This is a genomic window from Enterobacter cloacae complex sp. 382A5 (assembly GCF_050031095.1).
Classification (GTDB): domain Bacteria; phylum Pseudomonadota; class Gammaproteobacteria; order Enterobacterales; family Enterobacteriaceae; genus Enterobacter; species Enterobacter cloacae.
The window spans coordinates 815,762-830,673 of the sequence record NZ_JBLGVK010000001.1; the positions used below are offsets into that span (position 1 = coordinate 815,762).

Annotated in this window: 15 protein-coding genes; 6 read left to right on the forward strand and 9 right to left on the reverse strand. The window is 55.3% G+C overall.

Features of this window, described 5'->3' with window-relative positions:
- The first annotated feature begins 143 nt into the window (after window positions 1-143).
- Entirely contained in the window at window positions 144-1,703 is a 1,560-nt protein-coding gene (cueO, locus tag ACQG2G_RS03855; protein WP_248766779.1) for a multicopper oxidase CueO, read from the forward strand.
- A gap of 132 nt (window positions 1,704-1,835) precedes the next feature.
- On the opposite strand, the gene ACQG2G_RS03860 is transcribed toward cueO, so the two are convergent.
- Window positions 1,836-4,226, reverse strand: a complete 2,391-nt coding sequence (locus tag ACQG2G_RS03860; protein ID WP_047352021.1) for a glucose/quinate/shikimate family membrane-bound PQQ-dependent dehydrogenase — start codon at window positions 4,224-4,226, stop codon at window positions 1,836-1,838.
- 208 nt (window positions 4,227-4,434) lie between these two features.
- On the opposite strand from ACQG2G_RS03860, the gene hpt reads away from it, so the two are divergent.
- On the forward strand, window positions 4,435-4,971 hold the full coding sequence (hpt, locus tag ACQG2G_RS03865; RefSeq protein WP_013095614.1) for a hypoxanthine phosphoribosyltransferase: 537 nt from the start codon (window positions 4,435-4,437) through the stop codon (window positions 4,969-4,971).
- A 59-nt stretch (window positions 4,972-5,030) separates the two neighbouring features.
- Here hpt and can read toward each other — a convergent pair whose 3' ends face one another.
- On the reverse strand, window positions 5,031-5,693 hold the full coding sequence (gene can, locus ACQG2G_RS03870) for a carbonate dehydratase (RefSeq protein ID WP_013095615.1): 663 nt from the start codon (window positions 5,691-5,693) through the stop codon (window positions 5,031-5,033).
- Between the two features lie 107 nt (window positions 5,694-5,800).
- Between can and ACQG2G_RS03875 the strand changes: the two genes are divergently transcribed.
- The 4 genes from ACQG2G_RS03875 to ACQG2G_RS03890 all read left to right on the forward strand — a co-directional run bounded on the left by ACQG2G_RS03875 (window position 5,801) and on the right by ACQG2G_RS03890 (window position 9,350).
- On the forward strand, window positions 5,801-6,727 hold the full coding sequence (locus ACQG2G_RS03875; RefSeq protein ID WP_013095616.1) for an ABC transporter ATP-binding protein: 927 nt from the start codon (window positions 5,801-5,803) through the stop codon (window positions 6,725-6,727).
- Entirely contained in the window at window positions 6,724-7,494 is a 771-nt protein-coding gene (locus ACQG2G_RS03880) for an ABC transporter permease (protein WP_013095617.1), read from the forward strand. Before ACQG2G_RS03875 ends, ACQG2G_RS03880 begins: the two co-directional genes overlap by 4 nt.
- Before the next feature lie 104 nt (window positions 7,495-7,598).
- Complete coding sequence (locus ACQG2G_RS03885) at window positions 7,599-8,039, forward strand: PTS sugar transporter subunit IIA (RefSeq protein WP_013095618.1); 441 nt, start codon at window positions 7,599-7,601, stop codon at window positions 8,037-8,039.
- Window positions 8,040-8,102: 63 nt separating this feature from the next.
- Window positions 8,103-9,350, forward strand: a complete 1,248-nt coding sequence (locus ACQG2G_RS03890; RefSeq protein WP_029883642.1) for a polysaccharide deacetylase family protein — start codon at window positions 8,103-8,105, stop codon at window positions 9,348-9,350.
- Between the two features lie 3 nt (window positions 9,351-9,353).
- On the opposite strand, the gene panD is transcribed toward ACQG2G_RS03890, so the two are convergent.
- From panD to dksA, 7 genes are all read right to left on the reverse strand, one after another.
- Window positions 9,354-9,734, reverse strand: coding sequence for an aspartate 1-decarboxylase (panD, locus tag ACQG2G_RS03895; RefSeq protein ID WP_003856284.1), 381 nt, complete (start codon window positions 9,732-9,734; stop codon window positions 9,354-9,356).
- A gap of 56 nt (window positions 9,735-9,790) precedes the next feature.
- Window positions 9,791-10,642, reverse strand: a complete 852-nt coding sequence (gene panC / locus ACQG2G_RS03900) for a pantoate--beta-alanine ligase (protein ID WP_029883635.1) — start codon at window positions 10,640-10,642, stop codon at window positions 9,791-9,793.
- 11 nt (window positions 10,643-10,653) lie between these two features.
- A complete protein-coding gene (gene panB / locus ACQG2G_RS03905; protein ID WP_013095628.1) occupies window positions 10,654-11,445 on the reverse strand; it encodes a 3-methyl-2-oxobutanoate hydroxymethyltransferase in 792 nt (263 codons plus the stop codon).
- 122 nt (window positions 11,446-11,567) lie between these two features.
- Window positions 11,568-12,047, reverse strand: a complete 480-nt coding sequence (folK, locus tag ACQG2G_RS03910) for a 2-amino-4-hydroxy-6-hydroxymethyldihydropteridine diphosphokinase (RefSeq protein ID WP_047352019.1) — start codon at window positions 12,045-12,047, stop codon at window positions 11,568-11,570.
- Window positions 12,044-13,441, reverse strand: a complete 1,398-nt coding sequence (gene pcnB / locus ACQG2G_RS03915; RefSeq protein WP_072193776.1) for a polynucleotide adenylyltransferase PcnB — start codon at window positions 13,439-13,441, stop codon at window positions 12,044-12,046. The genes folK and pcnB overlap by 4 nt, the downstream gene beginning before the upstream one ends.
- A 42-nt stretch (window positions 13,442-13,483) precedes the next feature.
- A complete protein-coding gene (gluQRS, locus tag ACQG2G_RS03920; protein WP_248766780.1) occupies window positions 13,484-14,374 on the reverse strand; it encodes a tRNA glutamyl-Q(34) synthetase GluQRS in 891 nt (296 codons plus the stop codon).
- A gap of 59 nt (window positions 14,375-14,433) precedes the next feature.
- On the reverse strand, window positions 14,434-14,889 hold the full coding sequence (dksA, locus tag ACQG2G_RS03925; protein ID WP_013095632.1) for an RNA polymerase-binding protein DksA: 456 nt from the start codon (window positions 14,887-14,889) through the stop codon (window positions 14,434-14,436).
- Between the last annotated feature and the right edge of the window lie 23 nt (window positions 14,890-14,912).

Consider the following 14,912-nt stretch of genomic DNA (forward strand, 5'->3'; position numbering starts at 1 on the left):
CTTCTACCACTGCATCACGGAAAATCAACGTTAGCATATTTGGTGCCAGTGCGACGATCTTTATTATTGCCGCGTTACTTGACCTTCCGGTAAGGGGAGGGTTTATGCTCAAAAGATCGTCTGCACGAAATAAGGAAATGAATATGCAACGTCGTGAATTTCTAAAATATTCCGTTGCGTTGGGGGTTGCCAGCGCATTACCACTGTGGAGTCGCGCGGTTCTGGCGGCTGACAGACCTGCCTTACCCATTCCTGATTTATTGACCGCCGATGCCCGTGGCCGTATCCAGCTGGTGGTTCAGTCCGGTAAAACGGCGTTTGGTAAAAATAACGCCACCACCTGGGGCTATAACGGCAATGTGCTTGGCCCGGCGTTGCAACTGCGCAGAGGAAAAGCCGTCACCGTTGATATTCATAACACGCTGACAGAAGAGACGACGCTGCACTGGCACGGGCTGGAAGTGCCGGGCGAGGTCGACGGCGGCCCGCAAGGGATTATAAAAGCGGGCGGGAAGCGCACCGTGACCTTTACCCCCGAGCAGCGGGCGGCGACCTGCTGGTTCCACCCGCATCAGCATGGTAAAACGGGCCATCAGGTGGCCATGGGGCTGGCAGGTCTGGTGCTGATTGAAGATGACGAAAGTCGCCTGCTGCGTCTGCCCAAACAGTGGGGTATCGACGATGTGCCGGTCATTGTGCAGGACAAAAAATTCTCCGCAGATGGTCAGATTGATTATCAGCTGGATGTGATGACCGCGGCGGTAGGCTGGTTTGGCGATACGCTGCTGACTAATGGCGCGATCTACCCCCAGCACGCTGCACCAAAAGGCTGGCTGCGGTTACGTCTGCTCAACGGATGCAACGCGCGCTCGCTGAACTTTGCCACCAGCGATAATCGTCCGCTGTACGTCGTGGCGAGCGACGGAGGACTGCTGCCTGAGCCGGTCAAAGTGAATGAACTCCCTGTGCTGATGGGCGAGCGCTTTGAGGTGCTGGTGGACATCAGCGACGGTAAGTCATTTGACCTGGTGACGCTCCCGGTCAGCCAGATGGGGATGGCCGTTGCGCCATTCGATAAGCCACACCCGGTTTTACGTATTCAGCCGCTGCAGATCACCGCCTCCGGTACGCTGCCGGACACCTTAACCACGCTGCCGGCGCTTCCATCGCTGGCTGGGCTTACGCAACGTAAGCTGCAGCTCTCCATGGATCCGATGCTCGACATGATGGGCATGCAGGCGCTGATGAAAAAGTATGGCGATCAGGCGATGGCGGGGATGCACCACGGGCAGATGATGGGCCATATGAACATGGATCACGGCAAGATGGGCGGTATGAATCACGGCGGTCACGGGTTTGATTTCCACAATGCCAATATGATCAACGGCAAAGCGTTCGATATGAACACGCCAATGTTTGCTGCTACAAAAGGGCAGTATGAGCGCTGGGTGATTTCAGGCGAAGGCGACATGATGCTGCATCCGTTCCATATTCACGGCACCCAGTTCCGTATTCTTTCAGAGAACGGCAAAGCGCCGGATGCGCATCGCGCGGGCTGGAAAGATACAGTGAGAGTGGAAGGCGGCGTCAGCGAGGTGCTGGTGAAGTTTGACCACGAGGCGCCAAAGGAGTTTGCCTATATGGCGCACTGTCATCTGCTGGAACACGAAGATACGGGGATGATGCTTGGTTTTACCGTATAAAAAAGCCGGGTGGCGGCTTCGCCTTACCCGGCCTACATTTCGCAGGTGCGGCCTGATGCCCTCACCCTGGCCCTCTCCCGGTGGGAGAGGGAACAAACATAAAAAACGGCAACCGAGGTTGCCGTTTTGCATTTATTTTGCGTCATCCGGCAACGCATAGGCGACAATATAGTCGCCCATCTTCGTGCCAAACGAACCGTGACCGCCCGCAGAGATGACAACGTACTGCTTGCCATTCACTTCATAGGTCATCGGCGTTGCCTGTCCACCGGCTGGCAGACGGCCTTGCCACAGTTTCTCACCGTTGGTCATGTTGTACGCGCGCAGGTAGTTATCTGCGGTTGCCGCGATGAACAGCACGTTACCGGCGGTGGAAATTGGGCCACCCAGCATTGGCATACCCATGTTGAACGGCACCGGAACCGGCATCGGGAACGGCATGCTGTCCTGCGGGGTACCAATACGTTTTTTCCACACGATCTGGTTGGTTTTCAGATCCAGACCGGAGATATACCCCCAGGCAGGCTGTTTACACGGCAGACCAAACGGAGACAGGAACGGATTCAGGGTCACGCCAAACGGTACGCCATACTGCGGCTGAATACCGGCTTCGGTACCGCTGCCTTTCGCGTCTTTCGGCTGCTCCATCGGGTTACCCGGACCACGTGGGATCAGTTTAGAGACAAACGGCAGCGCCATCGGGTTGGCGATCGCTACCTGGCGGTTAGGGTCAACGGAGATCCCGCCCCATTCGAACATCCCAAGGTTACCCGGGAAGACCAGCGTGCCCTGCTCAGAAGGCGGGGTAAAGATGCCTTCATAGCGCAGCTGATGGAACATTACGCGGCACACCAGCTGGTCAAACATGGTGGCACCCCACATGTCTGCGCCGCTGAGGTCTTTCTTCGGACGGAAGCTCAGTTCGGAGAACGGCTGTGTTTTCGTGACGTAATCGCCTTTTGCCGCACCCTGAGGAACCGGTTTTTCCGGTGCAGGTACAACCAGCTCGCCGTTACGGCGGTCCAGTACGAAGATGTTACCGGTTTTCGCCGGAGCATAAATCACCGGAACGGTTTTGCCGTTAACGGTAACGTCCGCCAGCGTTGGCTGGGACGGCATATCCATATCCCACAGATCGTGGTGTACGGTCTGGTAGCTCCACGCCAGTTTACCGGTGGTCGCGTTCAGCGCCAGAATGGAGCTGGCATAACGTTCCTGCTCAGGGGTACGGTTACCGCCCCAGATATCAGGCGTGGTCACGCCCATTGGCAAGTAGACCAGATCCAGCTTCGCATCATACGCAGCCGGTGCCCAGGAGTTTGGCGAGTTGAAGGTAAAGGTGTGTTCATCAGACGGGATCGCATTAGGATCTTTCGCGCCCGGATCGAAGGCCCACAGCAGTTTACCGGTATTCACGTCGAAACCACGGATAACGCCAGAGGTTTCGCGGGTAGAGAAGTTATCCGTGACCGAACCAGCAATCACGATGGTTTTATCGGTGATGATTGGCGGTGAGGTGGGTTCATACAGACCCGGCGTGGTGTCCGGCATGTTGGTCTGCAGGTTCAGGATACCTTTGTTGGCGAAGGTTTCGCACAGCTTGCCCGTTTCGGCGTTAATCGCGAACAGGCGGCCATCGTTCACCGGCAGCATAATGCGGCGAGGACAGTCGGCAATGACGTCCGGGCTGGCATTATCCGCACGCGCTTCGTGGTAAGAGACACCGCGGCAGGTGATGTGCTGGAACGACGGGTTGGAGTTCAGCTGCGGATCGAAGTGCCATTTCTCTTTACCAGTGGCCGCGTCGAGCGCGAACAGACGCTGGTGCGCCGTACACAGATAAAGCATGTTGCCCACTTTAATTGGCGTCACTTCGTTGGTCAGTTCACCCGGATCGTTTGGCATCTTCAGATCGCCGGTACGGAATACCCAGGCTTCTTTCAGGTTTTTCACGTTGTCCGCGTTGATCTGCTTCAGCGGGGAGTAGCGCTGACCTTCCTGGTTACGGCCATACGCTGGCCAGTCGCCGTCAGCCACCTGCGAGATAGCCGCCGCAGGGGTGGATTCCGCATTCAGCGTACCGTTGATCTCCTGCGGGTCGTTAAAGCCAGCCCAGGTCAGGATACCGCCACTGATTAGCAGAGCGACAAGCAGCGCCGCAACGGCACCGCTGGAAGGCACAATCAGGCGACGCCAGACGAACGGCAGGATCAGCCAGATACCGAAGAAGACCAGAATGTCGCTGCGTGGCGTCAGTGCCCAGAAGTCGAACCCGACTTCCCAGACGCCCCAGATCATGGTTGCGAGGAGTAATGCCGCATAAAGCCACAGTGCGGATTGTTTTCTACGCCAGAGCAGAACAGTTACGCCAAGCATAACCAGGCCCGCAATGGGGTAGTACCAGGAGCCGCCAATTGCGACCAGCCAGACGCCACCGATTAACAGGTACAGGCCGCAGAAGGCGGCGAATAACGCTGTTAGTGTCACCAGTAGACGCGGCTGTTTAGAGTTTGTTTCAGCCATAGAAAGTGTACTCGTCAGTTTTTGTTAATAATTTGCTAGCAACTAATTATAGGTATTAACAAGTGTGATCGGAATCACAATATTTGCTTTTTATAACTCATACGCCAGGCTTAGCCATTTGCTGATATAATGGCTGGCTTGCGTATCGATGCCGGAATAACATTCATCCGCATTGAGAGATTTTCATTAAAATCATATGGTTAGTAATATGAAACATACTGTTGAAGTGATGATCCCGGAAGCCGAGATCAAAGCGCGTATCGCCGAACTGGGTCGTCAAATCACCGAACATTACAAGGACAGCGGCAGCGAAATGGTGCTGGTTGGTCTGTTGCGTGGCTCTTTCATGTTCATGGCAGACCTGTGTCGTGAAGTGCAGGTGTCGCATGAGGTCGATTTTATGACCGCCTCCAGCTACGGCAGCGGCATGTCCACAACCCGTGATGTGAAAATCCTGAAAGATCTGGATGAAGATATTCGTGGCAAAGATGTGTTGATCGTCGAAGACATCATCGACTCCGGTAACACGCTTTCTAAAGTGCGCGAGATCCTGAGCCTGCGTGAGCCGAAATCCCTGGCCATCTGTACTCTGCTGGATAAACCAGACCGCCGTGAAGTGCAGGTACCGGTGGAGTTTGTTGGTTTCTCTATTCCGGACGAGTTCGTTGTCGGTTACGGTATTGACTACGCGCAGCGTTACCGCCATCTGCCGTATGTTGGGAAGGTTGTGCTTCTGGACGAGTAGTGCGGCCTGGTGCCCTCACCCCAGCCCTCTCCCACAGGGAGAGGGCGAAAATCCCCGCTTTATTTATGGTTCACATGCTTAAGCTTGAGGTTGGCAATGCCCGAACGGTAACGCTGCTCCAACGTTTCGCGGTTGGTGGCGGTCACTTCCAGATTGCGCAGCAGGCCGTCGTGAATGCCGTACGCCCAGCCGTGGATAGAGACCTTCTGCCCGCGCTTCCACGCTGACTGCATGATCGTTGAATGACCCAGGTTATACACCTGCTCCATCACGTTCAGTTCACACAGCGTGTCCATTCGGCGCTCCTGCGGCATTTCACCCAGCAGTGAGCTATGTTTGAACCAGATATCGCGGATGTGCAGCAGCCAGTTATCGATGAGCCCCAGTTCCGGGTTTTCCACAGCGGCCTGCACGCCGCCGCAGCCGTAGTGACCGCAAATAATGATGTGCTCGACCTCCAGGACGTCTACGGCGTACTGAACGACAGACAGGCAGTTGAGATCGGTATGAATCACCAGGTTGGCAACGTTACGGTGAACAAACAGTTCGCCGGGCTCAAGGCCCGTCAGTCGCTCAGCCGGAACACGGCTGTCGGAACATCCAATCCAGAGAAAGCGTGGATTCTGCGCTTGCGCGAGCTTTCCAAAAAAACCGGGGTCTTCCTCCACCAGCATTTTTGACCATAGTGCATTGTTGCTGATGAGTGTATCTATGTTGTTCATGGAGGTTAGCGACCTGTAACCAAGTGATTGCGTTGCGCTACTATAGGGTAACCCGACTTTTAATGAAACCACACAACGTGTGTCAGAACCTAAGGTAAGTTTAATTCATGGCGATTGCACTGGAGCTTGAGCAGCTTAAAAAAACCTATCCGGGCGGCGTTCAGGCGCTACGCGGGATAGATCTCAAAGTAGAAGCGGGGGATTTCTATGCGCTTCTGGGGCCGAACGGCGCGGGGAAATCGACGACCATCGGCATTATCAGCTCGCTGGTCAATAAGACCTCTGGCCGGGTCTGCGTGTTTGGCTACGATCTGCAAAAAGATGTGGTCAACGCCAAACGTCAGCTCGGTCTGGTACCGCAGGAGTTCAACTTCAACCCGTTTGAGACGGTGCAGCAGATCGTCGTCAACCAGGCGGGCTACTACGGCGTTGAGCGAAAAGAAGCGTTAGCTCGCAGCGAAAAGTACCTGAAGCAGCTTGATCTATGGGAAAAACGTAACGAACGTGCGCGTATGCTGTCTGGCGGCATGAAGCGCCGTCTGATGATTGCCCGTGCGCTGATGCATGAGCCAAAACTGTTGATCCTCGACGAGCCCACCGCCGGGGTAGATATTGAGCTTCGTCGCTCAATGTGGGGGTTCCTGAAAGATCTCAACGACAAAGGCACCACCATTATTTTGACGACGCACTACCTTGAAGAAGCGGAAATGCTGTGCCGCAACATCGGCATCATTCAGAACGGCGAGCTGGTGGAAAACACCTCAATGAAGGATCTGCTCTCGAAGCTCAAATCAGAAACGTTCATTCTGGATCTGGCGGCAAAAAGCGCGCTGCCGAAGCTTGAAGGGTACCAGTATCGCCTGGTCGACACCTCCACGCTGGAGGTGGAAGTATTGCGGGAGCAGGGCATTAACAGCGTCTTCTCCCAGCTGAGTGCCCAGGGCATTCAGGTTTTAAGTATGCGTAACAAAGCGAACCGACTGGAAGAGCTGTTTGTCTCTCTGGTGCAGGATAAACAAGGAGACAAGGCATGACGCATCTTTATTGGGTCGCGCTGAAAAGCATCTGGGCGAAAGAGATTAACCGCTTTATGCGCATCTGGGTACAAACCCTGGTGCCGCCGGTGATCACCATGACGCTCTATTTCATCATCTTCGGTAATCTGATTGGTTCCCGCATTGGTGAGATGCATGGCTTTACCTATATGCAGTTTATCGTTCCGGGTTTGATCATGATGGCGGTGATCACTAACGCTTACGCCAACGTGGCTTCGTCTTTCTTTAGCGCTAAGTTCCAGCGCAACATTGAGGAGCTGCTGGTGGCACCGGTGCCAACGCATGTAATCATCGCGGGTTACGTTGGCGGTGGTGTGGCGCGCGGCCTGTGCGTCGGGATCCTGGTGACGGCTATCTCCTTGTTCTTCGTGCCGTTCCAGGTGCACTCCTGGCTGTTCGTGGGGCTGACGCTGCTGTTGACGGCGATCCTGTTTTCGCTTGCCGGTCTGCTGAACGCGGTGTTTGCCAAAACGTTTGACGATATCAGCCTGATCCCGACCTTTGTGCTGACGCCGCTGACCTATCTGGGTGGGGTGTTTTATTCCCTAACGCTGCTGCCGCCGTTCTGGCAGGCGTTGTCGCACCTGAACCCGATTGTCTACATGATCAGCGGTTTCCGCTTCGGCTTCCTCGGCATTACTGACGTACCGCTGTTCACTACCGTTGCGGTGCTGGTGGTGTTTATCGTCGCCTTCTACCTGCTGTGCTGGTACTTAATCCAGCGCGGACGCGGACTGCGCAGCTAACCTTCCGCCCGGTGACTTTCTGGTTGCCGGGCCTTTTCTTTGACTGTTATCACCGTAAGCTAATCTTCACTTCGCTAAACTACTCGCCTGCTAAGGAGAGAGTTATGCTGGGATGGGTCATTACCTGCCACGATGAACAGGCGCAGGAGATGTTGATAAAGCTTGAAGCCAGGTTTGGTCCACTGGCGCAGTGTCGTGCGGTGAATTACTGGCAAGGTCTGAGCACCAACATGCTGAGCCGGATGATGTGTGATGCCCTGCATGAAACCGACACTGGCGAAGGCGTTATCTTTCTCACCGATAAATCTGGCGCAGCGCCGTATCGCGCGGCCGCTTTGTTGAGCCACAAACACGACTGCTGCGAAGTGATCTCCGGTATTGATCTTCCCCTGCTTGAGTTAATGTATCCACGGCGTGAATTATTAAGCAGCGCAGAGTTTCGCGATGCCATCGTGGCGCAGGGTGAGCCGGGCGTCAGCAGCCTGTGGCATCAGCAGCAGAAAAATCCCCCCTTCGTTCTTCTTCACGACCTGTATAAGAATTAAACATTGGTATTGATGGTGCATTTGTTACAATGGCACCAGTTTATTCGTACCGATATCACATACATGTTCACGCGTATTTTGTTCCTGTGCCTGCTGGTTCTCTCTGGCGGGGCATCAGCCAGTTTATTAAGTCAGCAAGGTCTTCCAGCCCAGTACATGCAAACCACTGAAGATGCGGCTATCTGGGCGCAGGTGGGAAACGAGGTCGTTAACGTCGGCCATGTCAGGGCCGGACAGATCCTTGCCGTTGTGCCTACCGCTGCGGATTATTACGAGTTTCGCTTCGGCTTCGGGACGGGATTTATCGATAAAGGCCATCTGGAGCAGGTGCAGGGAAAGCAGCGCGTTGAGGACAGCCTTGGCGATCTTAATAAGCCGCTCAGTAATCAAAACCTGATCACCTGGAAAGACACACCGGTCTACAACGCGCCGTCCAGCGGCAGTGCGCCATTCGGTACGCTGAGCGCCAATCTTCGGTATCCGGTTTTAAGCAAACTCAAAGACCGCTTAAACCAGACGTGGTACCAGATCCGTATCGGCAACCGACTGGCATGGATCAGCAGCCTGGACGCGCAGGAAGATAATGGCCTCCCGGTGCTGACCTACCATCATATTCTGCGTGATGAAGAGAACACGCGCTTCCGGCATACCTCTACTACCACCAGCGTGCGCGCGTTCAATAACCAGATGGCCTGGCTGCGTGACCAGGGGTATACCACCCTGACAATGTATCAGCTGGAAGGGTATGTACGTAACAAACTGAACCTGCCGGCCAAATCGGTAGTGATCACGTTTGATGACGGACTGAAATCCGTAAGCCGCTATGCTTACCCGATTCTGAAAGAGTACGGGTTTAACGCCACGGCGTTTATCATCTCATCCCGCATTAAGCGGCATCCGCAGAAGTGGGATCCGAAATCACTGCAGTTTATGAGCGTTCAGGAGCTGAAGGGCATCCAGGACGTGTTTGATATTCAGTCCCACACGCACTTCCTGCACCGCGTGGATGGTAACAAGCACCCGATTCTACTGAGCCGCAGCTACCACGTGATTTTGTTTGATTTCGAACGCTCGCGCCGGGCGCTGGCGCAGTTTAACCCGCGCGTGCTGTATCTCTCTTATCCGTTTGGTGGCTATGACAATAAAGCCATAAAAGCCGCGAATGACGCCGGTTTTCACCTCGCAGTGACAACGGTAAAAGGGAAGGTCAAGCCGGGGGATAATCCGTTCTTACTGAAACGCCTGTACATCTTAAGAACGGATTCGCTGGAGACTATGTCGCGGCTGATCAGCAACCAGCCGCAGGGGTAATGCTTAGGCAACCTGTACCGGAATCGCCTTTGCGGTGCGTTTCATCTCGTTGTCGCCTTCAAAATAGGCGACTTTAGGCTGCCAGCGGCGCGCCTCTTCGTCGGACATCATGACGAAGCTCGCGATGATCACAATATCCCCTACGTCTGCACAGTGCGCGGCGGCACCGTTAACGGAGATAATCTTAGACCCGCGCTCTGCGGCAATCGCGTAGGTGGAGAAGCGTTTGCCGTTGTTCACGTTCCAGATATCAATCGCTTCGTTTTCAAGAATACCCGCCGCGTCGAGAAAATCCTGATCGATCGCGCAGGAGCCTTCATAGTGCAGGTCGGCCTGCGTGACTTTCACACGGTGAAGCTTACCTTGCAGCATTTTGCGAATCATTACGTGTACCTTTAATCATGCGTTAACCCCTCCTGTAAGAGGGGAGGGTAAGAAGGTTATGCCAGTTCAACCACTTTGTTGTCGATAAGGCGCGCCTGGCCGAGCCATGCAGCCACCAGAATAACCGCGCGCTTGCTGGCGTCGGTTAACTCAAGCAGCGTGTCAGCATCACGGATTTGAATATCGTCAGCGCGGAAGCCTTTATCGTTCAGCGCTTGTTCAGCCAGGGCCACGATCTCTTCGGCGGTCAACTCTTTCGCCAACAGTTGCTCTGCCATGCTATTCATGACTTTGCTTAATCCTGGGGCAATCTTACGCTGGTCAGCGGTCAGATAACCGTTACGGGAGCTGAGCGCCAGACCGTCTTTGGCGCGTACAATCGGCACGCCCACGATCTCGATATCATAACCCATGTCGGCAACCATCTTACGGATCAGCGCCAGCTGCTGGAAATCTTTCTCACCAAAGCAGGCAACGTCCGGCTGCACCAGATTGAACAGCTTGCTGACGATGGTGGACACGCCGCGGAAGTGGCCTGGACGGCTGGCCCCTTCGAGCATGGTCGAAATGCCCGGGACATCAACGTACGTGGACTCTTCCGTACCCTGAGGGTAGACATCTGCAGGTGCCGGCGCAAAGACGAAGTCCGCATGGCGCTTTTTCAGCTTCTCGCAATCTTCCTGCAGCGTACGAGGATAGCGCGCCAGGTCGTCCGCGCGGTCAAACTGCATCGGATTAACGAAGATACTGACCACCACGATATCTGCACGGGCTTTCGCTTCGTCGACCAGTTTCATATGGCCGTCATGCAGGTTACCCATGGTCGGGACCAGTGCGATACGTTTACCTTCCTGTCGTGCACGGCGAATATGCTGGCGAAGCAGCGGCAGGGTTTCAATGATTAGCACAACGAGACTCCTTAATGGAAACTGTGTTCTTCACCCGGGTAAACACCGGATTCGACGTCGGCAATATACTGCCTGACCGCGGCGCGCATGTCGCCCGCTTCAGTAAGGAAATTTTTGGCGAATTTCGGGATATGGCCGCCGGTGATGCCAAAGGCGTCGTGCATCACCAGAATCTGACCGTCGGTCACGTTGCCAGCCCCAATCCCGATGACCGGAATAGACAGCGCGTCGGTGATGCGTTTTGCCAGCTCAACCGGTACACATTCCAGCACCAGCAGCTGTGCGCCCGCCGCTTCCAGCGCGAGGGCATCGTCAAACAGCGCCTGCGCGGCATCACCGCGGCCCTGCACCTTGTAACCGCCAAAGATATTGACGGACTGTGGTGTGAGGCCCAAATGTCCGCACACCGGCACGGCGCGTTCGGTGAGCATTCTTACCGTCTCCACCAGCCAGGCGCCGCCTTCGATTTTGACCATATTAGCACCGGCGCGCATCACGGCCGCCGCATTGTCGAAAGCCTGCTCCGGCGTGGCGTAGGCCATAAACGGCAGATCGGAAAGCAGAAGGCAGGCAGGTGCACCACGGCGCACGGCTCGGGTGTGGTAAGCAATATCCTCGACCGTGACCGGCAGGGTAGAGTCATGTCCTTGTACCGTCATCCCTAACGAGTCCCCGACCAGCATGACGTTGATCCCCTCTTCGGCAAACAGTTTGGCGAAGCTGTAGTCATATGCGGTGATGGTGGCGAAGCGTCTCTTTTCCTGTTTGCATTTCTGCAGTAAGGAGATGGTGGTTGGTTTCATACTGTTTCCTGATAACCCAAAGCGAATCTTTGCGCATTCTAACAGTAACATTCGAGGGAACAATGATTTTAGGTCGTCTATTAGCCACAATTATTTTGTGGCTAATGCGCGGGGGCACAGGCTTACCAGCGAGCGGGTTTTTCTGCGTGGAGGTTGTCCAGGATCTCCCTGAGCGGGATGCCGTCCGGGAAGGTGAGATCGGGGGCGACTTCAAACAGCGGCCAGAGCATAAATCCGCGATTTTTCATGTCGTAATGCGGCACCGTCAGGCGTGAAGTGTTAATCACCTCATTACCAAACAGCATGATGTCGAGGTCAAGGGTACGTGGCCCCCAGCGCTCTGCTTTACGCACGCGACCCTGTTGCAGCTCAATGCGCTGGGTGTTATCAAGCAACGTTTCGGCATCCAGTGCGGTGTCCAGCACCACGGCGGCATTCAGGTAATCAGGCTGATCCTGCGGGCCGAGCGGCGGTGTACGGTAAAACGAGGAGATCGCCACAATGCGGCTCTGGGGGATCTCACCCAGCGCCTGAACGGCAGCATTAACCTGCTCCAGAGGAGAGGCCAGATTGCTGCCGATAGCGATATACGCGAGGGTCATGCCGTGCCTTCGCGACGCGGTGCGCGCTTGCGCGGACGACGGTGACGACGACGCGGCGCCGGCTCTTCATCAAGGCCAGTGAGCATATCTTTCTGCTCCGGCGGTGCGGAGACCTGGAACTCGGCCCACCACTGCGCCAGACGCTGCAACTCCTGGTTGCGTTCAATTTCAGCACGCAGAGAGAGCAGATCAAAGGCCGCGCGGAACTTAGGATGCTCCATCAGCTTCCAGGCGCGTTTGCCCTGACGACGGGACATACGCAGCTGAAGCTGCCAGATATCACGCACCAGCGTGGTAATACGTTTCGGAATGGCCAGCGTACGGCAGCCTTCGTCCAGTACGTCGTTTGCCGCCAGGGCGAAAGCGTCATAATAGGCGAGGCCGCTTTCCTGGGTAATACGCTGAGCCGTTTCCAGCAGCGGATACCAGAACATCGCCGCAAACAGGAACGCCGGGTTCACGCGCATATCGTTGCGGATACGGGTGTCGGTATTCTTCAGCACCTGCGCAATCATGCGTTCCATTGGGCTGTCACCATTTTCGGTGAAGTAGCGGGTAATGGACGGGAATAACGGCTGGAAAAGGTTGTATTCGCGCAGCAGGTTATAGGTGGCAAATCCGTGACCGGCTTGCAGCAGTTTGAGCGCTTCTTCGAACAGGCGGGCTGGCGGTACGTCATTGATAAGCGTCGCCAGACGCGGGATCGGCTCTGCCGTCTCCGGGCTGATGCGCATATCCAGCTTGGCGGCGAAACGCACGGCGCGCAGCATCCGCACCGGATCTTCGCGATACCGGGTTTCCGGCGTGCCGATCAGGCGAATCAGGCCCTCTTTCAGATCCTGCATGCCGCCGACGTAATCACGCACGGTGAAATCCGCCACGCTGTAGTAAAGGCTGTTGATGGTGAAATCGCGACGCTGGGCATCTTCTTCGATAGAACCGAAGATGTTGTCGCGCAGTAGCATACCGTTCTGGCCGCGCTGGGAAGTTGTGCGATCGGATGCGCCCGCTTCGTGGTGACCACGGAACGTCGCCACCTCAATAATTTCCGGCCCAAACATGACGTGTGCCAGACGGAAACGGCGGCCAACGAGACGGCAATTGCGGAATAATTTACGCACCTGTTCGGGCGTGGCGCTGGTCGTCACGTCGAAATCTTTGGGTTTTTTGCCCAGCAGTAAATCACGTACTCCACCGCCAACGAGATAGGCCTCGTAGCCCGCTTTATTCAGACGATAGAGCACCTTGAGGGCATTTTCACTGATATCTTTGCGGGAAATATTGTGCTGCTCACGCGGGATAACCGACATCTGTGGTTGCGCAATAGCGTCATTCGCCATGCTCTCTTCGCGGCTTAGCACTTTACGGCAAAAATTAGCGACTCGGGTAAAAATGGTACACCTCGTAGTGTGTTTTGTTATGAAAAAAGCGGCTAATCATAGCTCAGCGCAACGCATTTGAGAATGCTGGATTTTTGGCACGCTCGTGAGCGACCAGGTGGCAACGGCCTGTTTCAGCAATTCGTCAATGGAAAGATCCTGCCATTCTTTGGTTACATTCTGGTTGAGAAATCGTAACGCGTCGATCAAAACGGGGCGTGGATCGCCATCTGGCAGGGCGGGGGCGTGGTTTTGCTTCGACAGCTTATCGCCCCGCTCGTTGACGGCCAGCGGCAGATGAATGTAATCCGGCGCCGTCCAGCCAAACTGGTGATACAACGCTATTTGCCGCACCGTAGGTTCAACCAGATCGGCTCCGCGCACAATTTCGGTAACGCCCTGAAAGTGGTCATCCACCACCACCGCCAGGTTATAGGCAAACAGCCCGTCACGGCGGTGGATAATAAAATCCTCCCGCGCCAGCCGTTCATCCGCATGAATGTCGCCAGAGAGCAGGTCGTTAAAGTGGAGCACAGGGGCACGCTGGATCAGACGAACGGCGGCGTTTTCCGGGCCGTGGTTGAGCGTGCGGCAGTGGCCGTCATAGACGCCCCCCACGCTCTGTATGCGCGCGCGGGTGCAGGTGCAGTTATAGGACAGCCCCTGCTCCGCGAGCCAGGCCAGACGTTCCCGGTAGGCGTCGCGACGTGTTGATTGCCAGACAACTTCGCCGTCCCAGTGAAGACCGTAATGTTCCAGCTGACGCAGAATGGTGTCTGCTGCACCGGGAACTTCACGTGGAGGATCAATATCTTCAATGCGGACGAGCCATTTACCCAGGCGTGCGTGGGCCTGCAGGTAGCTGCCGAGAGCGGCAATTAACGAGCCGAAATGTAATTCACCGGAGGGGGATGGCGCGAAGCGCCCGATATAGTGAGATTCAGACATATCAACAGTAATAAGGCGGGAGAGACTCCCGCCTTTGGAGTGGGTAAACAGGACCGGGATTAACCCGCCATCTGTTTTTCGCGGATTTCTGCCAGCGTTTTACAGTCGATGCACAGATCGGCGGTCGGACGCGCTTCCAGGCGACGAATGCCAATTTCAACACCACAGGATTCGCAGTAGCCAAAATCTTCGTCCTCGACCTTCTTCAGCGTTTTTTCGATCTTTTTGATCAGTTTGCGCTCGCGGTCACGGTTACGCAGTTCAAGGCTGAACTCTTCTTCCTGAGCGGCACGGTCTACCGGATCCGGGAAGTTAGCCGCTTCATCCTGCATATGACTAACGGTGCGATCGACTTCATCCCTGAGTTGATTACGCCATGCTTCAAGAATACGCTTGAAGTGCGACAGCTGGGCTTCATTCATATACTCTTCGCCCGGTTTCTCTTGATACGGCTCCACCCCAGCGATGGCGAGAATACTCAGGGACGATGTTTTACGGTTTTGCCCTTCTTGCATGTTGCTTCTCCTTAACACGCACT

Excerpts from the sequence above, each read along its gene's own strand:
- cueO (WP_248766779.1), top strand. The coding sequence starts at position 144 with ATGCAACGTCGTGAATTTCTAAAATATTCCGTTGCGTTGGGGGTTGCC.
- ACQG2G_RS03860 (WP_047352021.1), bottom strand. The coding sequence starts at position 4,226 with ATGGCTGAAACAAACTCTAAACAGCCGCGTCTACTGGTGACACTAACA.
- hpt (WP_013095614.1), top strand. The coding sequence starts at position 4,435 with ATGAAACATACTGTTGAAGTGATGATCCCGGAAGCCGAGATCAAAGCG.
- can (WP_013095615.1), bottom strand. The coding sequence starts at position 5,693 with ATGAACAACATAGATACACTCATCAGCAACAATGCACTATGGTCAAAA.
- ACQG2G_RS03875 (WP_013095616.1), top strand. The coding sequence starts at position 5,801 with ATGGCGATTGCACTGGAGCTTGAGCAGCTTAAAAAAACCTATCCGGGC.
- ACQG2G_RS03880 (WP_013095617.1), top strand. The coding sequence starts at position 6,724 with ATGACGCATCTTTATTGGGTCGCGCTGAAAAGCATCTGGGCGAAAGAG.
- ACQG2G_RS03885 (WP_013095618.1), top strand. The coding sequence starts at position 7,599 with ATGCTGGGATGGGTCATTACCTGCCACGATGAACAGGCGCAGGAGATG.
- ACQG2G_RS03890 (WP_029883642.1), top strand. The coding sequence starts at position 8,103 with ATGTTCACGCGTATTTTGTTCCTGTGCCTGCTGGTTCTCTCTGGCGGG.
- panD (WP_003856284.1), bottom strand. The coding sequence starts at position 9,734 with ATGATTCGCAAAATGCTGCAAGGTAAGCTTCACCGTGTGAAAGTCACG.
- panB (WP_013095628.1), bottom strand. The coding sequence starts at position 11,445 with ATGAAACCAACCACCATCTCCTTACTGCAGAAATGCAAACAGGAAAAG.
- folK (WP_047352019.1), bottom strand. The coding sequence starts at position 12,047 with ATGACCCTCGCGTATATCGCTATCGGCAGCAATCTGGCCTCTCCTCTG.
- gluQRS (WP_248766780.1), bottom strand. The coding sequence starts at position 14,374 with ATGTCTGAATCTCACTATATCGGGCGCTTCGCGCCATCCCCCTCCGGT.
- dksA (WP_013095632.1), bottom strand. The coding sequence starts at position 14,889 with ATGCAAGAAGGGCAAAACCGTAAAACATCGTCCCTGAGTATTCTCGCC.